Origin of the sequence: Collinsella sp. AM44-11 (assembly GCF_003467145.1) — a bacterium.
In the GTDB taxonomy this organism is placed as follows: domain Bacteria; phylum Actinomycetota; class Coriobacteriia; order Coriobacteriales; family Coriobacteriaceae; genus Collinsella.
Window position 1 is genome coordinate 1 of sequence record NZ_QSFE01000001.1, and the last position, 25,567, is coordinate 25,567.

Below are 25,567 nucleotides of genomic sequence, written 5' to 3' on the forward strand. Positions count from 1 at the left end.
ATGAATGTGGGAGGTGTTCGGATAAAGTCGATAATCAAGGTCGCTTTTCGTGACGTTTTTTATTGCCTGGTGGCATGTGGTAAACTAGCACGATGATATGTTACCTATGAAAGGAGACCGGATGCCGGGCGAGAATTTTCCTGGCGATAGGATCGTCAGCTTGGTCGATGAGCTCGAAGGGCTGATCGAGGAAGCCAAGCCGCCTTTCGGCAAGAACGCTCAGTTCAAGGTCATCGACGCCGACGTGTTCTTCAACATCCTCGACGAGATCCGCATGAGCTATCCCGAGGAGTGGCAGAAGTCCCGCCGTATCCTTAAGGAGCGCGAGGAGCTTATGGCTTCCGCCGCCGCCCAGGCCGATTCCATCATCGCCGACGCTCAGCAGCAGGCCCTCACCATTGCCGGTGAGCAGGAGATCGTCCGCTTAGCCCAGCAGCAGGCCGACGACATCCGCGATCGTGCCCAGCAGTACGAGCGCGAGACGCGTTATGCTGCCGAGGACTACGCAGAGCAGGTCTTTACGCACCTGGAGGAGAACCTCAAGAGCCTGACCGGCACCGTTACCCGTTGCCGTCAGCAGCTCAACGAGGGTGCCGCCCAACAGAATGGTCAGTGGTAATGGCTGAGTTCCCGAGCGTTACCGTCGATCTTTCCGAGCAGCTTGAGTTTCCCGGAGATTCGTATCCGCTGACCGGCAAGGTCGATGTCGCCACCTACACGGTGGGCGAGAAGGAGTACCAGCTACAGGACGGCATCGACTACGACGTTGTCTTTACCAATGCCGGTACCGGTGTCTTGCTCACGGGCATGGTCCGCGCGCACGCCACCGGCGAGTGCGACCGTTGCCTGGAGCCCGCTTCGTTTGATATCGCCGGCGAGATCGAGGAGTTCTACCTCTTTGAGGAGCCCGAGGATCCCGAGGCCTACGAGGACGGCTACGAGCTCCTGGGTGAGGACCGCATCGTCGATCTGGGTGAGCCCATCAACGACGCGGTCGTTATGGACACGCCGTTTGTCGTTCTGTGCAAGCCCGATTGCCGCGGTCTGTGCCCCACTTGCGGTTGCAATCTCAACGTCGAGCAATGCGATTGCGCCGCCCAGGCAGAGGCGGAATGGGCCGCTGCCACGGAAAATCCATTTGCAGCATTGAAGAATCTCAAGCTCGATGAGTAAAACTGTGGTAGTATCGCTACTTGCGCGTAATCGCCACACTGGATAGTTCATAAGGAAGGTCACTATGCCCGTACCTAAACAAAAGCAGGGTCGTATCCGCACTCACACCCGTCGTTCCGCCAACATGAAGATCTCGGCTGCGGCTCAGTCCACGTGCCCCCGTTGCGGCGCTGTCAAGCTTCCGCACCACGTGTGCCCCAGCTGCGGTTTCTACAAGGACCGCGAGGTTATCGTTACCGAGTAACGGTATACTCTGGATGCGATGCCGTTCCAAATGGAACCACAATGGCCGGCTCAATGAGTCGGCCATTTTTGTATAAGGAGCATGTATATGAGTAACGTTCGCGTTTGTGTAGACGTTGTGGGCGGAGACGAGAAGCCTCAGGTTGTTCTCGATGGTATCGAGGCCGCACTTGCCGCCGATCCCGATATCGAGGTCTTGGCAGTTGGCCCCGCCGAAATCGTCAATCCCTTTGCCGCGGCCCATGCACGTGTGGAGGCTCTGGAAGCCCCTGACGTCATCGCCATGGATGACGATCCTATTCGCGCCGTGATGACCAAGCGCAAGTCCTCGATCGTGCTTGCCTGCCGCGCCATCAAAAAGGGCAACGCGGACGCGTTCTTCTCCGCCGGCTCCACCGGCGCCATGACCGCCGCTGCTACCGCATACGTGACGCCGTTTAGGTATCAGGCCGAAGGCAAGAAGCAGCCGGTGCGCCCCTGTCTGACCAATGCGTTGCCCAATCGCGCCGGCGGTCTGACGGTGCTGTGCGATATGGGCGCCAACCCCGATGTCGAGGTCTATGACATGGTGCGTTTTGCCCAGATGGGTAGCGCCTATGCCCGCGTCGTCCTGGGCATCGAACATCCTCGCGTGGGCCTGCTTGGTAACGGCACCGAGGACGAGAAGGGTTCTAACTTTACCAAGGCCTGCTTCCCTGCTATGAAGGCCGCAGTTCCGGGCTTTGTGGGCAACTGCGAAGGCACCGACCTCACCTCGGGCAATTTCGATGTCGTTGTTGCCGACGGCATGTCGGGCAATATCGCTCTCAAGGCTACCGAGGGCGCTGCCAAGTTTTTGCTGCAGGAGCTCAAGGGCGCCTTTATGGCCTCGCTCGGCACCAAGATCGCCGCGCTGCTCATCAAAAAGCAGATGCGCGAGATTAAGGCCAAGCTCTCTGGTGATGCCAAGGGCGGCGCGATTCTTTTGGGCCTGCGTGGCGTGGTCCTGATCGGCCATGGCGCCACCTCGGTCGAGGCTGTTAAAAACGGTACGCTTGCGGCGGCCGAAGCCGTGCGCGCGGGGCTGGTCGAGAACGTCGCCAACTCCATGGACGGCATCGTTTTGTAAGAGCGAGTTAGAGCGCTGTTATGTGCCTCGCGGCCTGCTTCGTGGGGTAGAATCAGAACCGTGTCTTGGTACCGCCCGGGCGGTACCATTCTTTTGGTATTCATGCACTATGAGAGGAAGCGCTATGGACCGCTCCGAAATCTTCGACAAGATCGCCGAGGTCGCTGCTGACGTTCTGGGCGTCGATGTTGCCGAAATTAGCGATGAGACCACCTTTGACGACCTCGATGCCAACTCGCTCGAGCGCCTGCAACTGGTTACGGCTATCGAGGACGAGTTCAATCTCGAGATCGATGACGAGACCCTGCTCTCGCTCAACTCTGTCGCCGACGCCGTCGACGCGATCGAAAACGCCAGGGAGGCTTAGGTCTTGGCTTTATCCGAACGACTTACGCGCGCCCAGGAGATTCTGGGCCACGAGTTCAATGACAAGGTGCTGCTGCGCGCGGCCCTTACGCATCCTTCGGCCGTCGAAGGCCAGCCAGTCTCGGCAAGCTACGAGCGCCTTGAGTTCTTGGGTGATTCCATCTTGGGCGCCGTTGTCGCACGCTCCCTGTTTGTGTCCTATCCGGAGTTTGACGAGGGCAAGCTCACGCGCCTGAAGGTGTCCCTTGTCTCGGGCGCCACGCTGTCCGAGGTGTCGCACGAGCTGGGTATCGATGACATCATCATCTTTGGTGCCTCCGAGACCGGTACCGGCGCGCGCGGCCTGCACTCGGCGCTCGAGAACGTCTACGAGTCGCTCGTGGGCGCGCTGTATCTGGACGCCGGCTGGGATGCCGCGGCGGAGTTTATCCACCGTACGCTTAAGCCACATTTGGCATCCGAGCGTGCCGAGCACCCTGCGAACCCCAAGTCGTATTTGCAGGAGTGCGTGCAGGCCGACGGCCACGAGCCTCCCGCGTACAAGCTGGTCGGCTCCGAGGGCCCTGCGCATGCGCCCACCTTTACCGCCGTGGTGTTGATCGATGGTATTCGCCAGGGTCGCGGCTCCGGCTCCTCAAAGAAGGAAGCCGAGGGAGCCGCTGCACTCGAGGCACTTGACCGCATGGGCTACACCACCAACGGCGTGATTCTCAACAAGAAGCCTGTTTAAGCGAGGAACCGTGTATCTCAAGTCCCTCACGCTCAAAGGGTTCAAGTCGTTTGCCGACCGCGCCCATATGACGTTTGAGCCGGGCCTGACCGTCATCGTCGGTCCCAACGGCTCGGGAAAATCGAACATCTCTGACTCGATTCTGTGGGTCCTGGGCGAGCAGAGCGCCAAGCAGCTGCGCGGCCAGGCCATGGAGGATGTCATCTTCTCGGGCTCGTCAGCGCGCAAGCCGGTGGGTGTCGCCGAGGTCACGCTGGTGCTCGATAACTCGGACCATATGCTGCCCGTCGACTTTGACGAGGTCGCCATCACCCGTCGTATGTATCGCTCGGGCGAAAGCGAGTACCTCATCAACTCGAGTCCGTGCCGCCTGATGGACATTCAGGACATCCTGCACGATTCGGGCTTGGGCAAGGATACGCATTCCATCATCAGCCAGGGCAAGCTCGACGCCATTTTGCAGAGCCGCCCCGAGGAGCGCCGCGCCCTCATCGAGGAGGCCGCCGGCATTTCCAAGCACAAACGCCGCAAGGAGCGTGCGCTCAAAAAGATTAAGTCGATGGACGAGCACCTGACGCGTGCCCGCGACATCAATAAGGAAATCGCCCGTCAGCTGCGACCGCTGGAGCGTCAGGTCGATCGTGCGCGCAAGTACAAAGAGCTGTCCTCGCGCGCGAACGAGCTTACGCAGATGCTAGCCGTCGACGAGCTGCGTTCGCTGCAGTCGCAGTGGAACGACTTGGAGAGCCGCTCCAAGGAAGGTGCCGCCGAGCTGGAGCTTGCGCAGTACCGCTTGGGCGAAAAGGGACGCGAGCTCGAGAAGCTCCAGGTCATGCTCGAGGAAAAGGGCCTGTTTGTGGGCGATCTGGGCGAGCAGCGCCGCCATATGCAAGACGTGGTCGGTCGCATTAACTCCGATATGCGCCTGCTCGAGGAAAAGGGCCACAATATGGTGTCGCGCCTGTCCGACATGCGCGGTCAGATCTCGAGCTCCGAGCATCAGCGTCGTCGCGTTGTCGAGGAGCTCGAGGATGCACGTGCGCAGCTTGAGGAAGTGACCGGCGCGCACATGCAGGCCCAGGAGGACGTTGACGCCGCTGGTCCTGCCGCCGCTGAGCTCCACGAGCGGCGCGTGGCGCTCGACAATCAGATTTCGCAGCTTACGCGTGAGCAACGCGATGTGCAGCGTGTGGCCGATAACGCGGCGCTCGAACTCGCCAAGGTGAAGGACTCGCTGAGCAACGCCGAGGTCGAGGACAACATGTACGCCTCACGCCTGGAGCAGATCGACGAGCAGCTCGAGGAGGTCACGGCCTCGCTCGAGAGCCGTCGCGACCGCGCAGAGGAGCTTGAGGGTGCTCTTGAGGAAGCGCGCCAGGCCCAGGCCGATGCGCGTGAGGCCTCCGAGGTCGCCCGTGCAGCCCTGAAGGACTTGCGTAATCGTGAGAGTGAGGCGCGCAACAAGCTGTCCGAGGTGCGCTCGGAGCTTGCCAGCCAAAAGAAGCTCGATGCCCGCATGGCTGACAGCTCGCCGCTGGTGAGCCGTCTGATGGGTGCGCTGGGCGACGATGTCTCGGGTCGTCTGGGCGACGTGCTCGAGGCCCCGCGTGAGCTTGAGGGCCTGGTTGAGCAATTGCTCGCCGGCGATATCGATGCGCTGCTGTTCGACGATGCGTCCGCGCTTGAGCGTGCCGGTCGTGCCGCTCTGGACCAGAAGAAGGCCTCGGGCGAGGCGCTGCTGGTCGCGCGCGGTGTGAGCGCCTCTGCTGCCGCTAAGGGCGCTGCCGGTTCCCGCCTGGTCGATCGCCTGTCCGTACGCGCCGGCTATGGCCCAGTTGTCGAGGCGCTGCTCGGCGGCTATTACGTTGTCGACGACTTGGCGGCTGCGCTGGCCGCGCCTGTCGTTGACGGCGTGACTTACGTGACCCCCGATGGCGCCCGCGTCGCCTGCGGCGGCCTGGTGCGTGTGGGGCTCGACGCCGGCGAGGCTTCGGGTGCTTTGGAGCGCAAGCGCCGCATCCGTGAGCTCGAGGGCCTGGAACCCGATCTGGCTGCTGTGTTTGAGCATGTGTCGGATCAGGTCGTCGAGGCCAATGCGGCCGTTGAGGAGGCGCGTGCCGCCGAGGGCGATGCCGCCGGCGAGATCGCCCGTCTTGAGGGCGAGCGCCGCTCGCTGCTCTCCGAGATTGGCCGCCTGGAGCAAAGCGCCAACAACGCCGAGGTCGAGCACGTGCGCATCTCCAAGCGCCGCGAGCAGGCCGCCGAGGCCGTTCGCGCTGCGCGCCCGCGCGTTGACGAACTCACCCGTTCGCGTGACGAGGCGCGTGCACAGGCAAGCGACCTGGGTCTCCAGATTGCCGAGGCCAACGATGAGCTCGATCGCGTTCGCCGTGACGATTCCGAGGCCGCCGGTAAGCTCGCCGATGTCAAGGTGCGCCTGGCCCAGACGAGCGAGCGCCTGCGTTCGCTGAAGGGCCGCGTGCCCGACCTTGAGCATCGTCTTGAGGGCATCGACCGTCGTATCCGCGGAACACGCCAGGCTTCGCGCTCGCTCGAGCTGCTGCGCCTGCGTGTCGACCCCATGCACGAGCGCTATTCGGCCCTGCTGGATCGCGCATCGGATTGGGCCGCGCGTCTGCGTGATCAGGCTTCGCTCGAGGAGGCGGACTCGGCCTCGCTCAAGAAGACCATTGAAGACGCCAAGGCCGAGGTCTCCCGCGCCAAGGAGCGGGTCGATGCCGCCACGGCGACGCAAAACGAGTTCAAGGTTTCCCGCGGCAAGCTCGAGGTGCAGGTGGAGGCGGCCATCAAGGCCATTACCGCCGATGGCACTACGGTGCTCGAGGAAGCGCTCATGCTTCCTGCTCCCACCGACCGCGACGCCGCCGAGCGCGAGCTCAACCAGCTCGTGCGCCAGATTAACAACCTGGGCCCTGTGAACCAGGTTGCCATGGAGGAGTACGAGCAGCTCAAGCGCCGCGCCGATTACATCGAGGAGCAGCTGGCCGATCTGGAGAGCGCGCGCAAGGCGCTCACCAAGATCACAGTGGCCATTGATCGCAAGATGCGCAAGGCGTTTCTGGTGACGTTTGAGAAGGTCGATGCGAACTTCCGTGAGATCTTCGCCATGCTGTTCCCGGGTGGCCAGGCTCATCTTGAGATGACCGATCCCGAGCATCCTGCCGAGACGGGCATTGAGGTTGTGGCGCAGCCGCGCGGCAAGCGCATTACCAAGATGATGCTCATGTCGGGTGGCGAGAAGAGTCTGACGGCGCTCGCCCTGCTCTTTGCCGTGTACCGCACGCGCACGGTGCCGTTCTATGTGCTGGACGAGGTCGAGGCGGCGCTTGATGACGCCAACCTGTCCAAGCTCATCGGAGCCCTCGATGTGCTGCGTTCCGATACACAGCTCTTGGTCATTTCGCATCAGCGCCGTACTATGGAGGACGCTGACGTTCTCTATGGCGTCTCGATGCAAGCCGACGGCGTCAGCCGCGTCGTCTCGCAAAAACTCGATCGCGAAACCGGAAAGGTCGTGAATGCATAATGGGATTCTTTGACGCTCTCTCGCGCGGACTTGAGCGCAGCCGCGAGGCCCTCAACGAGGTCTTCTACTTTGGCGGCGAGGTCGACGAGGACTTTTGGGAGGACCTTGAGGACACCCTCGTTATGGGTGACATGGGTGCCGAGGTCGCCATTCAGGTCTCCGATGACCTGCGCGATGCCGCAGCCAAGAAGAACCTCAAGACCGCACCGCAGCTTCGTCGCGCTCTGGCCAAGCAGCTTGAGCAGCACTTTGTGCCCATCGAGCGCGATCCGTTCTCCGATACGCCGAGCTGCGTGCTGTTTGTGGGCATCAACGGTGCCGGCAAGACCACGACGGTCGGCAAGATTGCGAGCGCCATGGCTTCCCGCGGCAAGAATGTCGTGATCGGTTCGGCCGATACCTTCCGCGCCGCCGCCATCGAGCAGCTCGATGTGTGGGGCCAGCGCGCCGGTGTTCCCGTCATCAAGCGCGACCGCGGCTCCGACCCGGCGAGCGTTTGTTACGACGTGCTCGACGAGGCCGACAGGCGCGGCAGCGACCTGGTGCTTATCGACACCGCCGGTCGTCTGCATACGAGCCCCGAGCTCATGCGCGAGCTCGCCAAGGTGGTCAACGTGACGCGTAAGCGCGCCGCCAATATGGCCGCCGGTCCCATGCCGGTCTCGGTCGTGCTTGTGATCGATGCCGCCACTGGTCAGAACGGTCTGAACCAGGCGCTCGAGTTTAATGAGGCGCTGGGCCTGGACGGTATTATCATGACTAAGCTGGACGGCACGGCTAAGGGCGGTATCGCCATGGCCGTGGCCGAGAAGCTCAAGCTCCCGATCCTTCGCATCGGCGTGGGCGAGCAGGTCGATGACCTGCAGGAGTTTAACGCCAAAGATTTCTGCCGCGCCCTGGTGGGCGAGTCCAACTAAGGAGTAACCAGTGTTTGATTCCCTGAGCGATCGCCTCAACGACACATTTGACCGCCTACGCGGCAAGGGTAAGCTGACCGAGGCCGATATTACTTCGGCCATGCGCGACATCCGCATGGCGCTGCTCGAGGCCGACGTCAACTTCAAGGTCGTCAAGGAGTTTGTCGCCAAGACCAAGGAGCGCTGCATGACCGCCGAGGTCATGGAGTCACTGTCGCCGGCGCAAAACGTCGTCAAGATCGTGCTCGACGAGCTCACCGAGATGCTCGGCTCTACCGAGAGCAAGCTCGTCTTTAGCAACCGCATTCCCAATGTCATCATGCTCGTGGGCCTGCAGGGCTCCGGTAAGACCACGGCGGCCGTGAAGCTGGCTTACCTGCTCAAGAAGCAGGGCCGCTCGCCGCTGCTCGCCGCGTGCGACGTCTACCGTCCCGCAGCTGCCGACCAGCTGGCCACGCTCGGTGGCGAGATCGGCGTTCCGGTCTTCCGCGGTGACGGTGAGCACCCGGTCGATATCGCCAAGGGCGCCATCCAGGAGGCCGTCGACCACCTGCGTGACGTGGTCATCGTCGATACCGCCGGTCGTCTTCAGATCGACGAGCAGATGATGCAGGAGGCCGTCGACATCAAGAAGGCCGTCAAGCCCGACCAGGTGCTGATGGTCGTCGACGCCATGACCGGCCAGGATATCGTCAACGTGGTCTCGACGTTTGCCGAGCGCACCGACTTTGATGGTGTGATTATCTCCAAGCTCGACGGTGACGCCCGTGGCGGTGGCGCGCTTTCGGTGCGTCAGGTGACCGGCAAGCCCATCAAGTTTGTGAGCATGGGCGAGAAACCCGATTCGCTTGAGCCGTTCTATCCCGATCGCATGGCCAAGCGAATCTTGGGCATGGGCGACGTTGTCGGCATCATCGAGAAGGCCCAGGAGGCCGCCGATGCCGAACAGCTCGAGGCTGCCGAGCGCATGCTGCGCGAGGGCTTTACCATGAACGACATGCTCGACCAGATGAAAGCCGTCAAAAAGATGGGCGGCATGAAGGGTATCCTGGGCATGCTCCCCGGTGGCCAGCGCGCGCTCAACCAGATGGGCGGTAACCTGGACGAGGGCATCTTCGACAAGAACGAGGCCATCATCATGTCGATGACCAAGGAGGAGCGTCTGCGTCCCTCCATCATTAACGGCCAGCGTCGCGCGCGTATCGCCAAGGGCGCCGGTGTGACCCCCACCGAGGTCAATAGCCTTATGAAGCAGTGGGGCGAGATGAACAAGATGATGGGCCGCATGCGCACGATGGCCAATCAGGCACAGGCCGGCGGCAAGAAGGGCAAAAAGGGCAAGAAGGGCAAGAAGATGCGCATGCCCAATATCCCTGGGCTGGACGCTATGGGTCTGGGCGGCATGGGCGGCCTGGGTACGGGCGGTCCCAAGTCCGATATGGAGCTGCTGCGCCAGATGGATGCGCAGATGCGCAATAAGAAATAGGGCTGTAATTCCAGCTTGATATGGCAAAGGCCACTCGGAAGCTACCGGGTGGCCTTTGTTGTTGGCTTTGATAGTTGGGCTGCGTTCAGCGTCGCGCCCCGAGCTCGCGGTGCCGTGCCGTTAGTGGCAGCCGCAGCCCTCGTGGCCCTCGTGCTCGTGATGGCCGTGGCAGCTGCAGGACTCGCCATGTTCGTGGGCGTGGTCGTGGTCATGGCCGTGGCAGCTGCACGTGGCCTCGCCGTTCTGTGCGAGCGTTCCGGCGATAAGGGCCTCGACACAAGCGTCGCAGCTGCCCTGAGCTCCTGCGTACACCGTGATGCCGGCTTGGGCAAGCGCGTTGATGGCGCCACCGCCGATGCCGCCGCAGATGAGCGTGTCCACGCCACCGTTGGCGAGCAGGCCCGCAAGGGCACCGTGGCCGGTGCCGTCGGTGCCCACGACCTGCTCGTTGAGTACCTTGCCATCCTGAATGTCGTAGATCTTGAACTGCTCGCTGCGGCCAAAGTGCATAAAGATGTTGCCGTTGTCGTACGTGGTTGCCACCCTCATGGTGTCGATCTCCTTTGCTGGCCATACGGCCGTTGCCGTGGTAATGGGGGAGTACGCGATATTGCCGCCTTCGATGACGATTGCCCGTCCATTGACCAACGCGTTTGCCACCTTGCGATGCGCTCGGCTGCAAATAGCCGCCACCGTGGCGCGCGCGATGCCCATCTGCTGTGCGGCTGCCTCTTGGTTAAGGCCTTCCAGGTCGCACAGCCGCAGGACTTCGAGTTCGTCGACCGTCATGTCGATGGCGTCTCCGCTGGCTAGGCCGTCAGGGGTAAAGCCGCGGTATTCGGGGATAATCCCAACACGGCGCAATTTCTCACGTCTTCCCGCCATACATGCTCCTTATCTGACATATGCCAACAATAGAATAACGCGTGTGCGCCGCAGAGCAAGGAACTATTGGCATATGTCAGAAAAAGCAAAGGTGTTTCGTTGGCGTAGGCGGTGCGGTGCTGCCGTGCATTGCGTGTGCCGGCCCAAGTGTCCAATCCGACACTCGTGCGCCTGGGCTAGAATAAAAAATAGCCTATAGGCGACTGACAGGAGGGTCAATGAGCAAGGCTGATCAACAGTTTGTAACCATGTGCCGCGATATTCTGGACCATGGCACCACCACCGAGGGCCAAAAGGTCCGCCCGGTGTGGGAGGATGGCACTCCTGCCTATACCATTAAAAACTTTGGTGTCACGGCACGCTATGACCTACGTGAGGAGTTTCCGGCGCTTACCCTGCGTCGTACGGCCCTCAAATCTGCCATGGATGAGATCCTATGGATCTATCAAAAGAAGTCCAATAACGTGCATGACCTCAACAGCCATATTTGGGATGAGTGGGCCGACGAGACCGGCTCCATCGGCAAGGCCTACGGGTATCAGATTGGGCAGAAGAGCCATTATGCCGAGGGCGATTTCGACCAGATGGACCGCGTTCTGTACGACCTTAAGAACACGCCGTACAGCCGCCGCATTATGACGAACACCTATGTGTTTAGCGACCTGTCCGAGATGCACCTGTATCCGTGTGCCTACAGCGTGACGTATAACGTGACGCAGCGTCCGCAGGATGATAAACCGACGCTCAACATGATTCTCAACCAGCGCAGCCAGGATATTTTGGCTGCGAACAACTGGAATGTGTGCCAGTACGCCATTTTGCTGATGATGGTCGCGCAGTCGGTCGATATGATTCCCGGCGAGCTGCTGCATGTGATTGCCGATGCCCACATTTACGACCGTCATGTCGATATCGTTCGCGAGCTTATTGAGCGTCCGCAGTTTGCTGCGCCCAAGGTAACGCTCAACCCCGATGTGCATGACTTCTATGCGTTTACGACCGATGATCTGATCGTCGAGGGCTATGAGCACGGCCCTCAGGTCAAGAACATCCCCATTGCGGTGTAGGTGACGCGCATGACGTGTAAGCTTTCTGCCATTGTCGCCGTGTGTGACGACTGGGGCATTGGTTGCGAGGGCGACATGGTGGTGTCCAATCGCTCCGATATGCGCCATTTTGTGGCGTGCACCAAAGGCTGTCCGGTCATTATGGGACGCAAGACGCTGCTGAGTTTTCCCGGCGGGCGCCCGCTTAAGAATCGACGCAATATCGTGCTCACGCGCGATGGGGACTTTGCTCCCATGGGCGTCGACGTGGTGCATAGCATCGACGAAGCGCTCGCCGCGGTAGCCGATGAGCCCGTTGCGTGGGTGATCGGTGGCGGCGAGGTGTATCGGCAGTTTTTGCCGTATTGCGCCGAGGCCGAGGTTACGCATAACCATTGCGTGCATGACGTGGATACGTATTTTCCCGATCTGGATGCCGATCCCGCGTGGGAGATTGCGCGGCGTGGCGGTGTTGCCACGATTGCCTCGGGCGAGGACGACGAGGGTGTCGATTATGAGTTCGTAACGTATCGTCGCGTTGAGGCGTAAATCGTCCGGCGTGAACGGTATCATCGGATTGTTTGAATGCATGGGGCGGCGCTTAGCGTCGCCTCGTTTGGTATAGATGCGCTGTAAAGAAAGGTGCGGGCTGGCTGCTATGACTGATGCCGTTGAGGTGCTGCGAATCGATTCGCTCGAGGACGAGCGGCTTGATGCCTACGTGCGACTGACCGAGCGTGAGCTGCGCTGCGTGCTGGAGCCGCAGAAGGGCATTTTTATCGCCGAGAGTGCCAAGGTCATCGAACGTGCGGTTCGCGCCGGATACGAGCCGGTGAGCTTTCTTTTGGGCGAGCGCTGGCTCGACCAGATGATGCCGCTGTTTGAGCGCCTGGCGGTACGCGAGGGCGCGGGTCCGGTTCCCGTGTTCGTTGCCTCGATGGAGCTTATGGAGCGGCTGACGGGTTTTAACGTGACGCGCGGTGCGCTCGCGGCATTTCGTCGCCCGCGACAGATTCCGGTTGATGAGTTCTTGGGCGGCGTCGTCGAGGCGGCGGGGGAGCGCCCGGTGCGCGTGTGCGTGCTCGAGGGCATTGTCGACCATACCAATGTGGGCGCAATATTCCGCTCGGCGGCCGCGCTCAACGTCGACGGCATTTTGGTCAGTCCTACGTGTTGTGATCCGCTGTATCGTCGTTCTGCCCGCGTGAGCATGGGCACGGTGTTCCAGGTGCCCTGGACACGCATTGGCAGCGAAGCGCGCGTATGGCCGCATGATGGGCTGGCGGCGCTACACGATGCCGGCTTTTCGTGTGCCGCTATGGCGTTGACGGATGATTCGGTGTCGCTGGACGATCCCGCGCTGCAGGAGATTGACCGCCTGGCAATCTTTATGGGCACCGAGGGTGCTGGCTTGGGCGCCAAGACCATTGCGGGCTGCGACCGCGCCGTGCGTATTCCGATGGCGCACGGGGTCGATTCGCTTAACGTGGCCGCGGCAAGTGCTGTCGCCTTTTGGCAGCTGTGCCCGCATGTGAGCAACGAGTACCACTACCAGCCGGGGCTGTATCACTAGGCAATTATTTCGCACTGGGCTCTGGTTCGGGGCGTTTCGGCCGATACCGGTCGGTGCTAAGCTGGTATTGGCTTTGGTCTTAAATTGCCGTTTTGTTGTTTGATGTACGCTGTTGGGGAGGGCGTGTGGCTAAGAAATCTACGGCTATCGATGTGACGCAGGGTGTCATTTGGCAGCAACTGCTTTCGCTGTGCGTCCCTATCTTCTTTAGCTCGTTTTTTCAGCAGGCTTACACGCTTATCGGTACCTATATCGTCGGTCAGTTTGGCGGCAAGCTCGCGCTGGGTGGCATTCAGGCCACGATGGTGCTCACCGAGCTCTGCATCGGCTTTTGCGTTGGCGTTGGCGCTGGCTGCGCGGTCATTACCGGTCAGTATTTTGGTCAGCACGATGATGAGCGATTGAGTCGTTCGGTCCATACGGCCATGACGCTCGCGCTGGTGGGCGGTATCGTTTTCTCGATTCTTGGCATAGTGTTCGTTGAGCCCATGCTGGTACTTATGAACACGCCGCATGAACTATTGGCCGAGGGCGTGGCCTATGCTCGTTGCTATTTTGCCGCCATGGTTGCGGCGCTGCTGCTCAATATGGGAACGGCGCTGCTGCGCGCCGTGGGCGACACACGCGGTCCTGCTGTGATCATTGCTTCCGGCTGCCTTGTTAATGCGGTGCTGGATGTCATCTTCGTTGCCGTGCTTCATATGGAGGCTCTGGGCTGCGGCATCGCGGTGGCGCTGACCATTTGCTCCAACGCCACGATGATCGTGATTCGTATGATGCACGCTCCGGGTGCGTGGCGGCTTTCACTGTCCAAACTCTGCATTGATCCTGGCATTTGTAAGAGCATGATCTCGTGTTGTCTGCCGCTTGGCTTTCAGTCTGCTGCGTATTCGATTTCCAACGTTTTGATTCAGGTGTCGGTCAACTCGTTTGGTGCCGATGTCACCACGGCGTGGGGTCTTTCGGGCCGTTTGGATGGCATTGTCTGGATGGTTACCGAGGCGCTTGGCGTTTCGATCACCACGTTCTCGGCACAGAACTTTGGCGCGCGCAACTACGAGCGCATGCGCAAGGGCTACCATACGTCGCTTGTGCTGTCGTTTATGCTCATTGGTGGCCTGTCTGCCGTGCTACTGGTGTTCTCGGGTCCGTTGTCGCGTCTGTTTGTCGACGATGCTTCGATTTCGGCCTACACCACGACGATTCTTCATTCCATCGCGCCGTTCTACGCGATCTTCTCGATTATTGAAAACGCGTCCGGCTCCATCCGCGGCGCTGGCGTGAGCTTCCAGCCTATGATGCTCACGATTTTTGGCACCGTCGTGCTCAGGGTGATCTGGGTGTTTGCGATTATGCCGTTCGATCCGTCGCTTGAGCACCTGCTGCTGGTTTACCCCGTAACCTGGCTCATCACGGCCACGATGTTTACCATCTACCACCACAGCGGCAACTGGCTCGGCCGCGCCACCGCCTAATGATCCGTAGGGGACGGAGGAAAACGGATCATTGACCTGGCGATAAGGCAAAATGATCCGTTTTCCTCCGTCCCCTTCGGATCATTTAGTATTCGATGCCTTGGCGGGCTAGGAGGCCTTCGTCGAAGTAATGTTTGACGGGGCGCATTTCGGTGACCAGGTCTGCCAGATCGGCGAGGGGCAGCAGACCGCGGCCGGTGAGCACGAGCTCCGTGGTGGCGGGCTTTGTCGCGATCAGCGCTTCGACATCCACGCGCGTCACAAATCCACGGCGCATGGCCTCGCCAAGTTCGTCCAGAATCAGAACGTCGACTTGGCTAATCTGCTCGCGCGCCAGCTCCATGATCTGTGCGGCACAGGCTTCGGGCGTGTCGCGGTCGGCTTGTACGATGCGCAGACCTAAACGGGGCGCCGCATCATGCTCGGCGCAGTGCAGCTTCTTGGCAAACTGCAGCATAAGCACGTTAAGTCCATAGCCCGTGGCGCGCAGTGCAAGCCCCAGCGCAGCCGTCGTCTTGCCCTTGCCGTCGCCCGTGTAGATCTGAACCTTGCCGACTTCCAGTGATGCCATCTCTGTCCTTTCGTGCCCGGCGTCGGTTTATCGTCGCTCGGGTTGGGTATTCTAGAAAGCATTATCAACCCCAGTAGATGGAGTTCAAGCAGATGGAGATGGATGACAACAAACGTAGACGGAATATGATCCTCTACGTGCTCATCGCCTTCGTCGTCTACCTCGTGCTCTCGACCGTTCTGTTCCCCAACATCGGTCACACGCAGCAGATTACGAAGACCGATTACTCGACGTTTGTCAAAGCGCTTGATAAGAAGAGCGTCGACAAGGTCGAGTACAACACTGACGATTACACGATTTATTACACTAAAAAGGGCGAGGACGAGAACATCGCCTACAAGACGACCGGTGTGCCGAATGACGTGGGCTTTACCGATCGCGTGCTTGAGTCTGGCGCTTCGCTGGAGTCGGTCGTTCCCGACAAGAGCTCGGGCCTGATGACCTACTACCTGATCACGCTCATTCTTCCTATGGCGATTTTCTTCCTGATTGGCTGGTGGCTCAATCGTCGCATGAAGAAGGCCATGGGCGATGACGGCCCGTCGATGAACTTTGGCGGCGGTGGTTTTGGCGGCGGCGGACTGGGCAAGTCCGGTGCTCGCGTTATCGCTTCCAAGGATGTGGGCGTGACCTTTAAGGACGTTGCTGGCCAGGAAGAGGCCAAGGAATCCCTTAAGGAGGTCGTCGACTTTCTGGAGAAGCCGCAGCGCTACGAGGAGATCGGCGCCAAGCTGCCGCGCGGTGCTCTTCTTGTCGGCCCTCCGGGTACCGGTAAGACCCTGCTTGCCAAGGCTGTGGCCGGCGAGGCCGGTGTTCCGTTCTTTAGCATTTCGGGCTCGGAGTTTGTTGAGATGTTTGTCGGTCGCGGCGCTGCTAAGGTGCGTGACCTGTTTAAGCAGGCCAAGGAAAAGGCCCCGTGCATCGTTTTTATCGATGAGATCGATACCATCGGCAAGAAGCGCGATGGCGGCGGCTTTAGTGGCAACGACGAGCGCGAGCAGACGCTCAACCAGCTGCTGACCGAGATGGACGGCTTCGATAACCACAAGGGTATTGTCGTTCTCGCTGCTACCAACCGACCCGACAGCCTTGACCCGGCCCTGTTGCGCCCCGGTCGTTTTGACCGCCGCATCCCCGTTGAGCTGCCCGACCTGACCGGCCGTAAGAACATCCTTGAGCTGCATGCCAAGAGCGTGAAGACTCAGCCGCCGATCGACCTGACCGCGATTGCCCGCGCCACGCCCGGTGCCTCGGGCGCCGACCTGGCCAATATCATCAACGAGGGCGCCCTGCGTGCCGTCCGCGAGGGTCGCAAGCGCGCCACGCAGGACGATTTTGAGGAGTCGGTGGAGGTCGTCATCGCCGGTCAGCAGCGCAAGTCCACGGTGCTGTCCGATCACGAGAAGCAGGTCGTTTCTTACCACGAAATCGGCCATGCCATCGTTGCCGCTCGCCAGAAGGGCTCTGCGCCGGTCACGAAGATTACCATCGTACCGCGCACGAGCGGTGCTCTGGGCTACACCATGCAGGTCGAGGAGGATGAGCGCTTCCTGACCACACGCCAGGAGGTCCTGGACAAGCTCGCCGTCTATTGCGGTGGCCGTGCAGCCGAGGAGCTCATCTTTGGTGAGATGACGACCGGCGCAGCCAACGATATCGAGCAGGCCACCAAGCTCGCCCGTAACATGGTGACGCGCTTTGGTATGTCCGATGAGTTTGGCATGATGGCACTCGGTACCGTTCAGAATGCGTACCTCAACCAGGATACGTCGCTCACCTGCGCCCCCGGTACGGCCGAGCGCGTGGACGCGATTGTCGCCAAGCTGATCGAGGATGCGCATGACCGCGCCCTGCAGATTCTCAAGGAGAACAAGTTTAAGCTCCACGAGCTGGCTCGTTATCTGTACAAGAAGGAGACGATCACGGGTGAGGAGTTTATGAATCTCCTCACGCGCGAGAACCCGCTGATGCCAAAGCAGCAGTAATACTAGTTGCACAGTGTCAATCGCCCCATTTGAGTGTCCATCTCAAATGGGGCGTTTTGCGTGGGGAGAGTTGTATATGAAGATCGTGGTAAGTGCCTGTTTGATGGGCGAGAGCTGCAAGTATAACGGGCTCGACAACTACCATCGCGAGCTGGTCGAGGCTTGCGAGCGTACGGGGACCGAGGTCCTGTTGGTATGCCCTGAGGTTTTTGGTGGCTTGCCTACACCGCGCAAGCCGTCCGAGATTGTGAACGGAGAGGTTCGTACCTGCGAGGGCGTGTCGGTTGATCGCGAGTTTCGCCAGGGTGCTCAACGTGCGCTCGATATGTGCGAGCAGGCGGGCGGCCCGTCCGAGATTGTTGCGTGCATTTTGCAGGATCGCAGTCCGTCGTGCGGCGTGGGCCATATCTACGACGGATCCTTCAGCGGCACGCTCACAACGGGTAACGGTGTCTTCGTTGACCTGCTCCTGCGCCACGGCTACCGCGTGATCCCGGCAAGCGAATTCGATCCCAGCATGCTGGAACATTGTCCATAGCACTCGAACCCAACACTTCCTCACGGGTGACCGTTTTGGCATCATCCGTGAAGTTGATATTGAGTACGACCCGGTCATCAAAGACGTAGACCGAGTTGACAGGCGCCGTACCCAGGCAGCCCCTCCCCGCGGCCCTCACGCAGGAACGCGCACACGGCCTTCCCGTCTCTTGCGCCCCTCCCGGAACTGTCCACATCAGTGTAGCCAATCCAGTCCGCCAAGGGCTGCAGCCCGGACAACGCCGCGATGGAGGGCTTCTTCGGCCTGCTCAAGAGGGAGTTCTGGCACGGCAGGGACTGGTCGGGCTGGGCCCCCGCCCGCTTCATCGAGGAGCTCGGGGCCTGGATCGGCCGCTACAATACGGAGAGGCGCAGCGATGCGCTCGGCGGCCGCACGCCGGCCGAGTTCCGCGCCGCGCTGGGAAGGGCCGCGTAGCGGTCCAAGAAATCGTCCGCAGTCCCCATTCTTGCCCCTTTGGGACAGCTTCTTGTTGGGGCGTGCCCGCCCCAAACCCTGCTAGGAATGAGTACAGCAAACTGAAATATTCAAATTAGTCTTTGCAAATTACCTTTGAACATTCACCATCAATTACAATTCCCTGACGGTTGTTAATTGGGCATAGATTCAAATCCGAAAACTCAGTCATTATCTTCTCGGTAACTTTCTTAAATGGTGCTGTAAGATAATGCGGAAGAACATAGAAATCAATCAAATTAAGCCCTGCATCATCTTCTTGTGAGTAGTCCTCCGGCTTTTCATCCATTTGCTCGATATATTGGATGCTTGGAGCGCATACAATCGCACCTGCCGATTCACCAATCATCAGTTTTCCCTTTGCCAATTCTTTCTTCAACAGCTCATCCGTTCCCGTTTTACGGAGCTGGTCTATAAGGAAAAAAGAATTTCCGCCGGTAAAATAGATCACATCCGCATCTTCAAAAAGAGACTGTATCGTTGAATAAGCCTCCGTTGAAATATCAATTTCAGTTACGGTTGCTCCCAACTTTTTGAATAATTTTCGAGCCGAGCCGACATAACCGGTGTAGCCTTCACGCAGCGAAGCTGTTGGAATAAATGCGACTTTTTTATTTTCAATTTCTTCCTTTATCAGACTTCCTACACTTGAAAAGTGAGAACATAAAAACAGTTTCATCAATATTCTCCTTTATATATAAATTCTTATTTGTTGAACTAAGCCGTGTATACCATACTCTCCAATGAAAGAACGCCCTGATATAGCGAAATTTTGCCGTTTTCCTGCGTACGTGCGTACACACTCCACAGGAATTCTAAGGGGCCTGCCCCCTTAGCACACGGACTTTGGAACAAAGTCTAGTGTGTTACGCCTTGCCAGAGGTGTACAGGCTCCCGGTATGCACGTACGAAGCAATTGCCATCAATGCGCCATATAAGTGGCGATCAAGTTCGCATAAAGCGACCTTGATCCCGCAAAACAAAAGGCAGGATACCATCACCATGATGATACCCTGCCTCTGTTCGTTCCTGTTTACCGTTCCGAGTAGTCCTTCCGCAGAATTTCCGATAAACAAATAACGTACTCGAACCCTTTCTCGTAAAGAATCGGGTTCGAGTACGAACTGAATGCTGGAGCAATAAAAAACCACCAGAAAGGTGCCTGTCCCCTTTGTGGTGGTTTTGGGCCAGTCCTAGAGCGTGTGGCCGTAGGCGTTGGCGGCCTTGATGGCGGCGGCGAACTTTTCGTCGGTGAAGGGCTCGGGGTTTCCCTGCTTCCATTCGTTGGTGGCGTGCGCGTATTCACACAGGGCGGGGATATCGGCCACGGAAAGCCCGACCTGCTCAAGCGTTACGGGCAGCCCCATCTGCTTGTTAAAGGCGGCGTAGCGCTCAAGGTTCTCGGTGTCGCCCGTGTAGGCAAAAAGCACGAGCACACCCAGGCTCACGACCTCGCCGTGCAGGTAGGTGCCCTCGCGCGGAATGCTGCACGTGGCGTTGTAGAACGCATGCGCCACGCTCGAGTTGTAGTAGTAATCGTTTTGGTTGGTCAGGTTGGAGACGTAGCCCGTGTTGACCACGATATCGAGCGCGATCTGCTTGACGGCTTCGGTCGACAGGTCCTGGCGCACGTCCTCTAGACCCTGCACGCCATAGGTAAACAGCGGCTCGGAGCAGGTGTGTGCGAGCGCCAGGCCAAGACCTGCGGTGTGCTCCAGGTTGCCGGCGCTCGTGGCGTACTCGACCTCGGGCTGCTTGGACAGGGCATCGCCCACGCCCGCCCAGAAGTACTCCGCCGGAGCCTCGGCGATGATCTTGGGGTTGATGAAGATGTGCGCGGGGCGGTTGGGGTACGAATAGCCCTCGAGTGAGCCGTCGTCGTTGTAGACAACGGCAATGGCGGTCGCGGCCGAGCAGTTGGAGCAGATCGTCGGTACCGTAAAGACGATCTTCTTGAGCTCGATGGCCGCCGTCTTGACGGTATCGAGCGCCTTGCCGCCGCCGCAGGCAATGAGCACGTCGGCTTCCTGGCAGGCGGGGGAGTTTACGACCTTGGCGATATTGGCGCGTGTACTGTTGGTACCGTAGACGCGTGTCTCCAGAATCTCGATGTCGGTGCCCTCCAGTGCCGCTTCGATACTGGGAAGCGCCGCGGCCAGTGCTCGTTTACCACCGATAATCGCGACCTTGGCCGCTCCGTACTCGTCCAGCGCGCCGGGCAGCTCGTCAAAGCAGTCCTCGCCGACGGTGTAGTCGCTCATTCCAATCGTGCGCATAGCAGCCTTCTTTCGTTAGATAAAGTGCTTTCAGGTATTTTGCTCCAAGTGAGTGCTTGCGACCGCGAGAAATTACTAAAGTATGAAACCGATGTTGAGGGTTTTTCGCCGGCGTTGACCGTGCTACCATACAGCGCATAAGCGTTGATGGGGACGAGTAGTCGGCCGTCCGTGTGCTACAGAGAACGGGGAGCGCTGAGAACCCGTGCATGCGACCGATGAAAATCACCCCGGAGCTGCGGTCCCAACGGACGCGCCGTACAGGCACGTCTTAGTAGACATCGCCGAGATGGTCGTCGATACAGGCCAGCCGAGTAACGGATGCGAGCGCGCTGTAATGCGGGTGAGGGCATCTAAGCTGGGTGGTTAAGCGAAGAGCTTTTGCGGGCAGACGGCCCGTTTTGTGGCGCTTCGTCCCAGCTTGCAGGGACGGGCGCTTTTTTTGGTGCCCAGAGGGCGTGCGCGCCCATGACAAGAAAGGGGTACCGTGGCAAACGAGTACAAGCAGACGATGAATCTGCCCAAGACCGGTTTTCCCATGCGTGCCGGTCTTTCCAAGTCCGAGCCCAAGCGACTCAAGGACTGGCAGGACAACAAGGTCTACGAGCAGGTTCTGAAGAAGAACGAGGGTCACAAGAAGTTCGTGCTGCACGACGGCCCTCCGTACGCCAACGGTCCGATCCACATCGGCCACGCCATGAACAAGATTTCCAAGGACATGATCAACCGCTACTGGATGATGCAGGGCTATGAGGTTCCCTACGTCCCCGGTTGGGACTGCCACGGCCAGCCGATCGAGCACAAGGTCGAGGAGAAGCTTGGCACCGAGAAGTTCAACCAGACCCCCACGGCCAAGATTCGTGAGCTCTGCAACGAGTTCGCTGTCGAGAACATCGAGCTGCAGAAGGCCGGTTTCCGTCGCTTGGGCGTGCTCGGCGACTGGGACAACCCCTACCTGACGCTCTATCACCAGCATGACGCCGCCGACATCGAGGTTTTCAAGGCGATGTTCGATAAGGGCATGATCTATCGCGGCCACAAGCCGGTTCACTGGTGCAAGCACTGCCACACTGCGCTGGCCGAGGCCGAGATCGAGTACTCCGACGAGACGAGCCCGTCCATCTTCGTGCGCTTTGAGATGACCTCCAAGCCCGCCGGCCTCGAGAACTTCGACGGCCCGGTCGACTTCATCATCTGGACGACCACCCCGTGGACCATCCCTTCCGACCAGGCAGTTTCCCTCAAGCCTGGCGCCGCCTACGTCGCCGTTGAGCACGATGGCCGTGCCGAGGTCATGCTCGAGGACCTGGCTCCCAAGTGCTGCGAGGAGTTTGGCTGGGAGTACACCCCGGTCATGGTCGACGGCAAGCCCTATGTGGTTCCCGCCGAGACCTTCCACCACATCCACTACAAGCAGCCGATCTTTGACGGCGTTGAGGGCGTGGCGCTGCTGGCCGATTACGTCGGTGTCGATGACGGTACCGGTATCGTCCACAACTCGCCCGGTCACGGCGTCGATGACTACTTTGCCTGCCTCAAGGAGGGCATCACCGACATCTGCATGCCGGTCGATGACGACGGCAAGTTCTACACCGGCGAGGAGTTTGGTACCGGTGGCCCCTTCAGTGGCATGGATACCGACGAGGCCAACCCGCACATCATCGAGTTCCTGCGCGAGCGCGGCACCCTGGTCCTCGAGAAGAAGATCACGCACAGCTATCCGCACTGCTGGCGCTGCAAGCACCCGGTGCTCTTCCGTGCTACCGACCAGTGGTTTGTCTCGATGGACAAGACCGGTTTGCGCGAGCAGGCCGGCAAGGAGGTCCGTGAGAACGTCAAGTGGTATCCGGCCCACGCGGCCAACCGCATCGGTGCCATGGTCGAGCAGCGTCCCGACTGGTGCATCAGCCGCCAGCGCAACTGGGGCGTGCCTATCCCCAGCTACACCTGCGCCGACTGCGGCGAGAAGGTCATGAACGACGCCACGCTCGACGCCGTCATCAAGCTCTTCCACGAGAAGGGCTCCGACGCCTGGTTCACCGACGCTCCTGAGAGCTATCTGGGCGAGGCCTGCGTCTGCCCCAAGTGCGGTGGCCATCACCTCAAGGCTGATAAGGACATCCTTGACGTGTGGTGGGACTCCGGCGTGTCTTGGAAGGCCGTCTGCGAGTACCGTCCCGAGCTGGAGTACCCGGCTGACGTCTACCTCGAGGGCTCTGACCAGCACCGCGGTTGGTTCCAGAGCTCACTGCTCACCTCGGTGGGCGCCAACGGCCACGCTCCGTACAAGGCGGTCGTCTCGCAGGGCTTCACCCTCGACGGCCAGGGCCGCAAGATGTCTAAGTCACTCGGCAACGTCATCGATCCCAACAAGGTCTGCGACGAGATGGGCGCCGACATCATCCGTTTGTGGGTTGCATCCGTCGATACCAGCTCCGACGTGTCCATCGACCACGAGATCCTTGCTCGTACGTCCGATGCGTACCGTCGTTTCCGCAACACGCTGCGCTTCCTGCTCTCCGAGCTCGAGGGCCAGTTTGAGCCCGAGACCGACGGCGTCGCTTTTGCCGATCTGCTGCCGCTCGACAAGCTCATGGTTGCCCGTCTGACCCAGGTCCAGGCCGAGGTCGACGACGCCTACGCCAGCTACGAGTTCCCGCGAGCTTACCGTGCGCTCTACGACTTTGTGGTTACCGAGCTTTCTAACGTGTACCTCGACGCCCTGAAGGACCGTCTGTACTGCGACAAGCCCGGCTCGCTCGAGCGTCGCAGCGCCCAGACCGTGCTGGCCGAGCTCTTCTCGATGCTCATGCGCGACCTGCAGCCGATCCTGTCCTACACGGTCGACGAGGCCATGGCCTATGCACCCGCCGGCTGCGTCGATCACCAGAAGTACGCCGCGCTGCTCGATTGGTACAAGTCGCCCATCACGGTTGACGAGGCCAATGAGTTTGAGGGCGTGCTCGAGGCTTCTCTTGAGCTCCGTAGCGCCGTGACCAAGGCTCTTGAGGATGCCCGCTCCGCCGGCACCTTCACCAAGAGCCAGCAGGTCCGCGTCAAGGCGGTCGTTCCCGCTGAGATGTACGCGCTGCTGACCGGTGATAAGGCCGTCGACCTGGCCGAGTTCTACATCGTCTCCGATGTTGAACTGACCCAGGGCGAGGAGCTTTCCGTTGCCATCGATGCTGCCGAGGGCGAGTGCTGCGACCGTTGCTGGAACTACCGCACCACCGTCGGCGAGTACAACGGCCACGCTCACATTTGCAAGCGCTGCGCGAATGCCCTTTAAGGCACGGTAACTCGGCATTTTAGTTATAGGGAGAATTTAGGCGCCTTCGGCCCATTTGCTCCGCTGAAGAAAAGCGACATTCCGTTAACCGGAATGCCGCTTTCTTTTATGCTGGTTATTTATCTGACGTTAGCGAATGTGTCGTGCGCTCTGCGTGTGGCAATATAAGATGGTTATTTGCGTTAAACGGAATTTGATTATCTGAGGGTAGGGGATTTCTTTGGGTCGTGGTGCGGATATGACGCCGCCTTTGCGTTGGCGGTTGGTTGTTGCTGGTGGGGTGGCGCTCGTTGTGCTGCTTGTTGACCAGCTGGCCAAGCTTGCGGTTCGTGCCGTGGGCGACGCCTTGCATGTGACCGTCATCCCCGGTGTTATCGACTTTATGTTTGTCCGCAATATCGGTGCTGCCTTTAGCATGGGCGAGGGGCATGGCATTGCGTTTGCCGTGCTGGCGTTGGCGGTCATTATCGCTATTGCCGTGTACCTCGTTCGTGCACCTCAGCTCGCCCATCTTGAGGTTGTGGGCATGGCGATGGTTGCGGGCGGTGCTATCGGCAATGCTATCGACCGCCTCGCTTTTGGATTCGTGACCGATTTTATTGCCACCATCTTCATCGACTTCCCCGTCTTCAATGTGGCCGATGTCGGCATTACGGTCGGTGTGGTGCTTGCCCTCATCGGCTACATGTTCTTGAGTCCTGCGGCCCGTGAGGTCGACGCGACCGCCGAGCTCAACGCCCGTGACGAGGCCCGCGCTAAGCGCAAGGCCCAGCAGCGTGGGGAGCGTGCCCGCAAGATTCGCGAAAGGAGCGAGCGCTAATGGCCGACATCCATATCCTTGTTGCCGACGATGCCGCTGGTCAGCGTCTTGACGCCTATCTGGGCGCTAATGACGGCTGCCCTACGCGCTCTGCCTGCGCGCATCTGATCGAGGGCGGTGCCGTTGCCGTCAACGGCGAGACATGCCTGTCAAAAAAGTATGCCGTGCGCTCCGGCGACCGTATTTCGGTCGATTTGCCCGAGCCGCACGATCCCACCGATGTGATTCCCGAGGCCATTCCCCTCGATATCCGCTACGAGGACGACTACCTCATCGTGCTCTCCAAGCAGCGCGGTCTGGTGTGCCATCCCGCCCATGGCCACGAGAGCGGCACCCTTGCGAACGCCTTGGTCTATCACTGTGGCATTGACCATCTGGGCACCGTGCAGGGCGAGGACCGCCCCGGCATCGTGCATCGCCTGGATCGTGACACCTCGGGCCTTATGCTCGCGGCAAAAGACGACGACACCCAGCGCGCGCTCCAGAATCTCATCCGCACGCGCACGCTCGACCGCCGCTACATTACGCTCGTCCACGGCCACATTGCCATGGACGAGGGCACCATTAACACTGGCATTGCCCGTTCTACGCGCGACCGTGTCAAGATGGCGGTTTCGGACGATCCTTTCGCGCGCCAGGCCATTACGACCTTTAGGGTCCTCGAGCGCTTCGATTCCACGCGTTTTGACGATGGCTATACGCTCGTCGAGTGCCACCTGTTTACGGGTCGCACGCATCAGATTCGCGTGCACATGCGCCATATCAACCACGCCTGCGTGGGCGATCCGCTCTACGGTAAGTGCGATGCGCGTGCCGACCAGGGTTTGACCAGGCAATTCCTCCATTCCTGGCGTGTGGCGTTCGATCATCCCGTGACGGGGGAGCACATTGAGTGCCGCGATGAGCTGCCGTGGGATCTCGCCGCCGTTCTGGATGACCTAGCCCCGCGCTCGCTCGGCCGCACTGCCGCCGGCGACGAAATCGTTCCGCAGCTCGGTCTGCTCGAAGCCTAACCAGTATTAGGTGGTTTCTTGAACTCGGTTAGCCTACGGTAAGATATACGGT

General features: G+C 60.0%; 23 protein-coding genes. 19 read left to right on the plus strand and 4 right to left on the minus strand.

What is annotated here, in order from left to right:
* The first annotated feature begins 121 nt into the window (after positions 1–121).
* From DW943_RS00005 to ffh, 9 genes are all read left to right on the plus strand, one after another.
* Entirely contained in the window at positions 122–619 is a 498-nt protein-coding gene (locus DW943_RS00005; protein ID WP_040358176.1) for an ATPase, read from the plus strand.
* A complete protein-coding gene (locus DW943_RS00010; protein WP_055309521.1) occupies positions 619–1,173 on the plus strand; it encodes a DUF177 domain-containing protein in 555 nt (184 codons plus the stop codon). The genes DW943_RS00005 and DW943_RS00010 overlap by 1 nt, the downstream gene beginning before the upstream one ends.
* 64 nt (positions 1,174–1,237) lie before the next feature.
* Complete coding sequence (rpmF, locus tag DW943_RS00015; RefSeq protein WP_022094017.1) at positions 1,238–1,417, plus strand: 50S ribosomal protein L32; 180 nt, start codon at positions 1,238–1,240, stop codon at positions 1,415–1,417.
* Between the two features lie 87 nt (positions 1,418–1,504).
* Positions 1,505–2,524 (plus strand): phosphate acyltransferase PlsX, encoded by a 1,020-nt coding sequence (plsX, locus tag DW943_RS00020; RefSeq protein WP_117861824.1) that lies wholly within the window; start codon positions 1,505–1,507, stop codon positions 2,522–2,524.
* A gap of 124 nt (positions 2,525–2,648) precedes the next feature.
* Positions 2,649–2,891, plus strand: a complete 243-nt coding sequence (locus DW943_RS00025; protein WP_055309519.1) for an acyl carrier protein — start codon at positions 2,649–2,651, stop codon at positions 2,889–2,891.
* Between the two features lie 3 nt (positions 2,892–2,894).
* Positions 2,895–3,620, plus strand: a complete 726-nt coding sequence (rnc, locus tag DW943_RS00030) for a ribonuclease III (protein WP_089571704.1) — start codon at positions 2,895–2,897, stop codon at positions 3,618–3,620.
* A gap of 10 nt (positions 3,621–3,630) precedes the next feature.
* Positions 3,631–7,167 (plus strand): chromosome segregation protein SMC, encoded by a 3,537-nt coding sequence (gene smc / locus DW943_RS00035; protein ID WP_117861825.1) that lies wholly within the window; start codon positions 3,631–3,633, stop codon positions 7,165–7,167.
* On the plus strand, positions 7,167–8,084 hold the full coding sequence (gene ftsY / locus DW943_RS00040; protein WP_117647329.1) for a signal recognition particle-docking protein FtsY: 918 nt from the start codon (positions 7,167–7,169) through the stop codon (positions 8,082–8,084). Before smc ends, ftsY begins: the two co-directional genes overlap by 1 nt.
* Positions 8,085–8,094: 10 nt before the next feature.
* On the plus strand, positions 8,095–9,570 hold the full coding sequence (gene ffh / locus DW943_RS00045) for a signal recognition particle protein (protein ID WP_117861826.1): 1,476 nt from the start codon (positions 8,095–8,097) through the stop codon (positions 9,568–9,570).
* A gap of 120 nt (positions 9,571–9,690) precedes the next feature.
* Here ffh and DW943_RS00050 read toward each other — a convergent pair whose 3' ends face one another.
* A complete protein-coding gene (locus tag DW943_RS00050; RefSeq protein WP_117861827.1) occupies positions 9,691–10,455 on the minus strand; it encodes a DUF134 domain-containing protein in 765 nt (254 codons plus the stop codon).
* 218 nt (positions 10,456–10,673) lie between these two features.
* On the opposite strand from DW943_RS00050, the gene thyA reads away from it, so the two are divergent.
* The 4 genes from thyA (at position 10,674) to DW943_RS00070 (ending at position 14,549) form a co-directional block, all read left to right on the plus strand.
* Positions 10,674–11,522: a thymidylate synthase gene (gene thyA / locus DW943_RS00055; RefSeq protein ID WP_117629294.1), complete on the plus strand. Its 849-nt coding sequence runs from the start codon at positions 10,674–10,676 to the stop codon at positions 11,520–11,522.
* Positions 11,523–11,531: 9 nt separating this feature from the next.
* Complete coding sequence (locus DW943_RS00060) at positions 11,532–12,050, plus strand: dihydrofolate reductase (RefSeq protein WP_117758159.1); 519 nt, start codon at positions 11,532–11,534, stop codon at positions 12,048–12,050.
* A gap of 109 nt (positions 12,051–12,159) precedes the next feature.
* Positions 12,160–13,074 carry an RNA methyltransferase gene (locus DW943_RS00065; protein ID WP_055286414.1) on the plus strand — a complete coding sequence of 305 codons (915 nt, stop codon included), beginning with the start codon at positions 12,160–12,162 and terminating at the stop codon, positions 13,072–13,074.
* Between the two features lie 125 nt (positions 13,075–13,199).
* Entirely contained in the window at positions 13,200–14,549 is a 1,350-nt protein-coding gene (locus DW943_RS00070) for an MATE family efflux transporter (RefSeq protein WP_117861828.1), read from the plus strand.
* Between the two features lie 85 nt (positions 14,550–14,634).
* Here DW943_RS00070 and DW943_RS00075 read toward each other — a convergent pair whose 3' ends face one another.
* Positions 14,635–15,120, minus strand: coding sequence for a cob(I)yrinic acid a,c-diamide adenosyltransferase (locus tag DW943_RS00075; RefSeq protein ID WP_117564141.1), 486 nt, complete (start codon positions 15,118–15,120; stop codon positions 14,635–14,637).
* A 92-nt stretch (positions 15,121–15,212) separates the two neighbouring features.
* Between DW943_RS00075 and ftsH the strand changes: the two genes are divergently transcribed.
* The 3 genes from ftsH to DW943_RS00095 all read left to right on the plus strand — a co-directional run bounded on the left by ftsH (position 15,213) and on the right by DW943_RS00095 (position 18,078).
* Positions 15,213–17,105: an ATP-dependent zinc metalloprotease FtsH gene (ftsH, locus tag DW943_RS00080; protein ID WP_199572699.1), complete on the plus strand. Its 1,893-nt coding sequence runs from the start codon at positions 15,213–15,215 to the stop codon at positions 17,103–17,105.
* A gap of 76 nt (positions 17,106–17,181) precedes the next feature.
* A complete protein-coding gene (locus DW943_RS00085) occupies positions 17,182–17,643 on the plus strand; it encodes a DUF523 domain-containing protein (RefSeq protein WP_117564140.1) in 462 nt (153 codons plus the stop codon).
* A 207-nt stretch (positions 17,644–17,850) separates the two neighbouring features.
* A complete protein-coding gene (locus DW943_RS00095) occupies positions 17,851–18,078 on the plus strand; it encodes an integrase core domain-containing protein (protein WP_255413152.1) in 228 nt (75 codons plus the stop codon).
* A gap of 115 nt (positions 18,079–18,193) precedes the next feature.
* On the opposite strand, the gene DW943_RS00100 is transcribed toward DW943_RS00095, so the two are convergent.
* On the minus strand, positions 18,194–18,796 hold the full coding sequence (locus tag DW943_RS00100) for a Type 1 glutamine amidotransferase-like domain-containing protein (RefSeq protein ID WP_117861829.1): 603 nt from the start codon (positions 18,794–18,796) through the stop codon (positions 18,194–18,196).
* Between the two features lie 514 nt (positions 18,797–19,310).
* On the minus strand, positions 19,311–20,393 hold the full coding sequence (locus DW943_RS00110; protein WP_117861831.1) for an iron-containing alcohol dehydrogenase family protein: 1,083 nt from the start codon (positions 20,391–20,393) through the stop codon (positions 19,311–19,313).
* A 511-nt stretch (positions 20,394–20,904) separates the two neighbouring features.
* On the opposite strand from DW943_RS00110, the gene ileS reads away from it, so the two are divergent.
* The 3 genes from ileS (at position 20,905) to DW943_RS00125 (ending at position 25,515) form a co-directional block, all read left to right on the plus strand.
* The gene (ileS, locus tag DW943_RS00115; protein WP_370448064.1) at positions 20,905–23,682 is read left to right on the plus strand and encodes an isoleucine--tRNA ligase; all 2,778 of its coding nucleotides are present in this window, start codon (positions 20,905–20,907) and stop codon (positions 23,680–23,682) included.
* A gap of 238 nt (positions 23,683–23,920) precedes the next feature.
* Complete coding sequence (gene lspA / locus DW943_RS00120; protein WP_117861833.1) at positions 23,921–24,502, plus strand: signal peptidase II; 582 nt, start codon at positions 23,921–23,923, stop codon at positions 24,500–24,502.
* Positions 24,502–25,515 carry an RluA family pseudouridine synthase gene (locus DW943_RS00125; protein ID WP_117757598.1) on the plus strand — a complete coding sequence of 338 codons (1,014 nt, stop codon included), beginning with the start codon at positions 24,502–24,504 and terminating at the stop codon, positions 25,513–25,515. The genes lspA and DW943_RS00125 overlap by 1 nt, the downstream gene beginning before the upstream one ends.
* Positions 25,516–25,567: the final 52 nt, after the last annotated feature.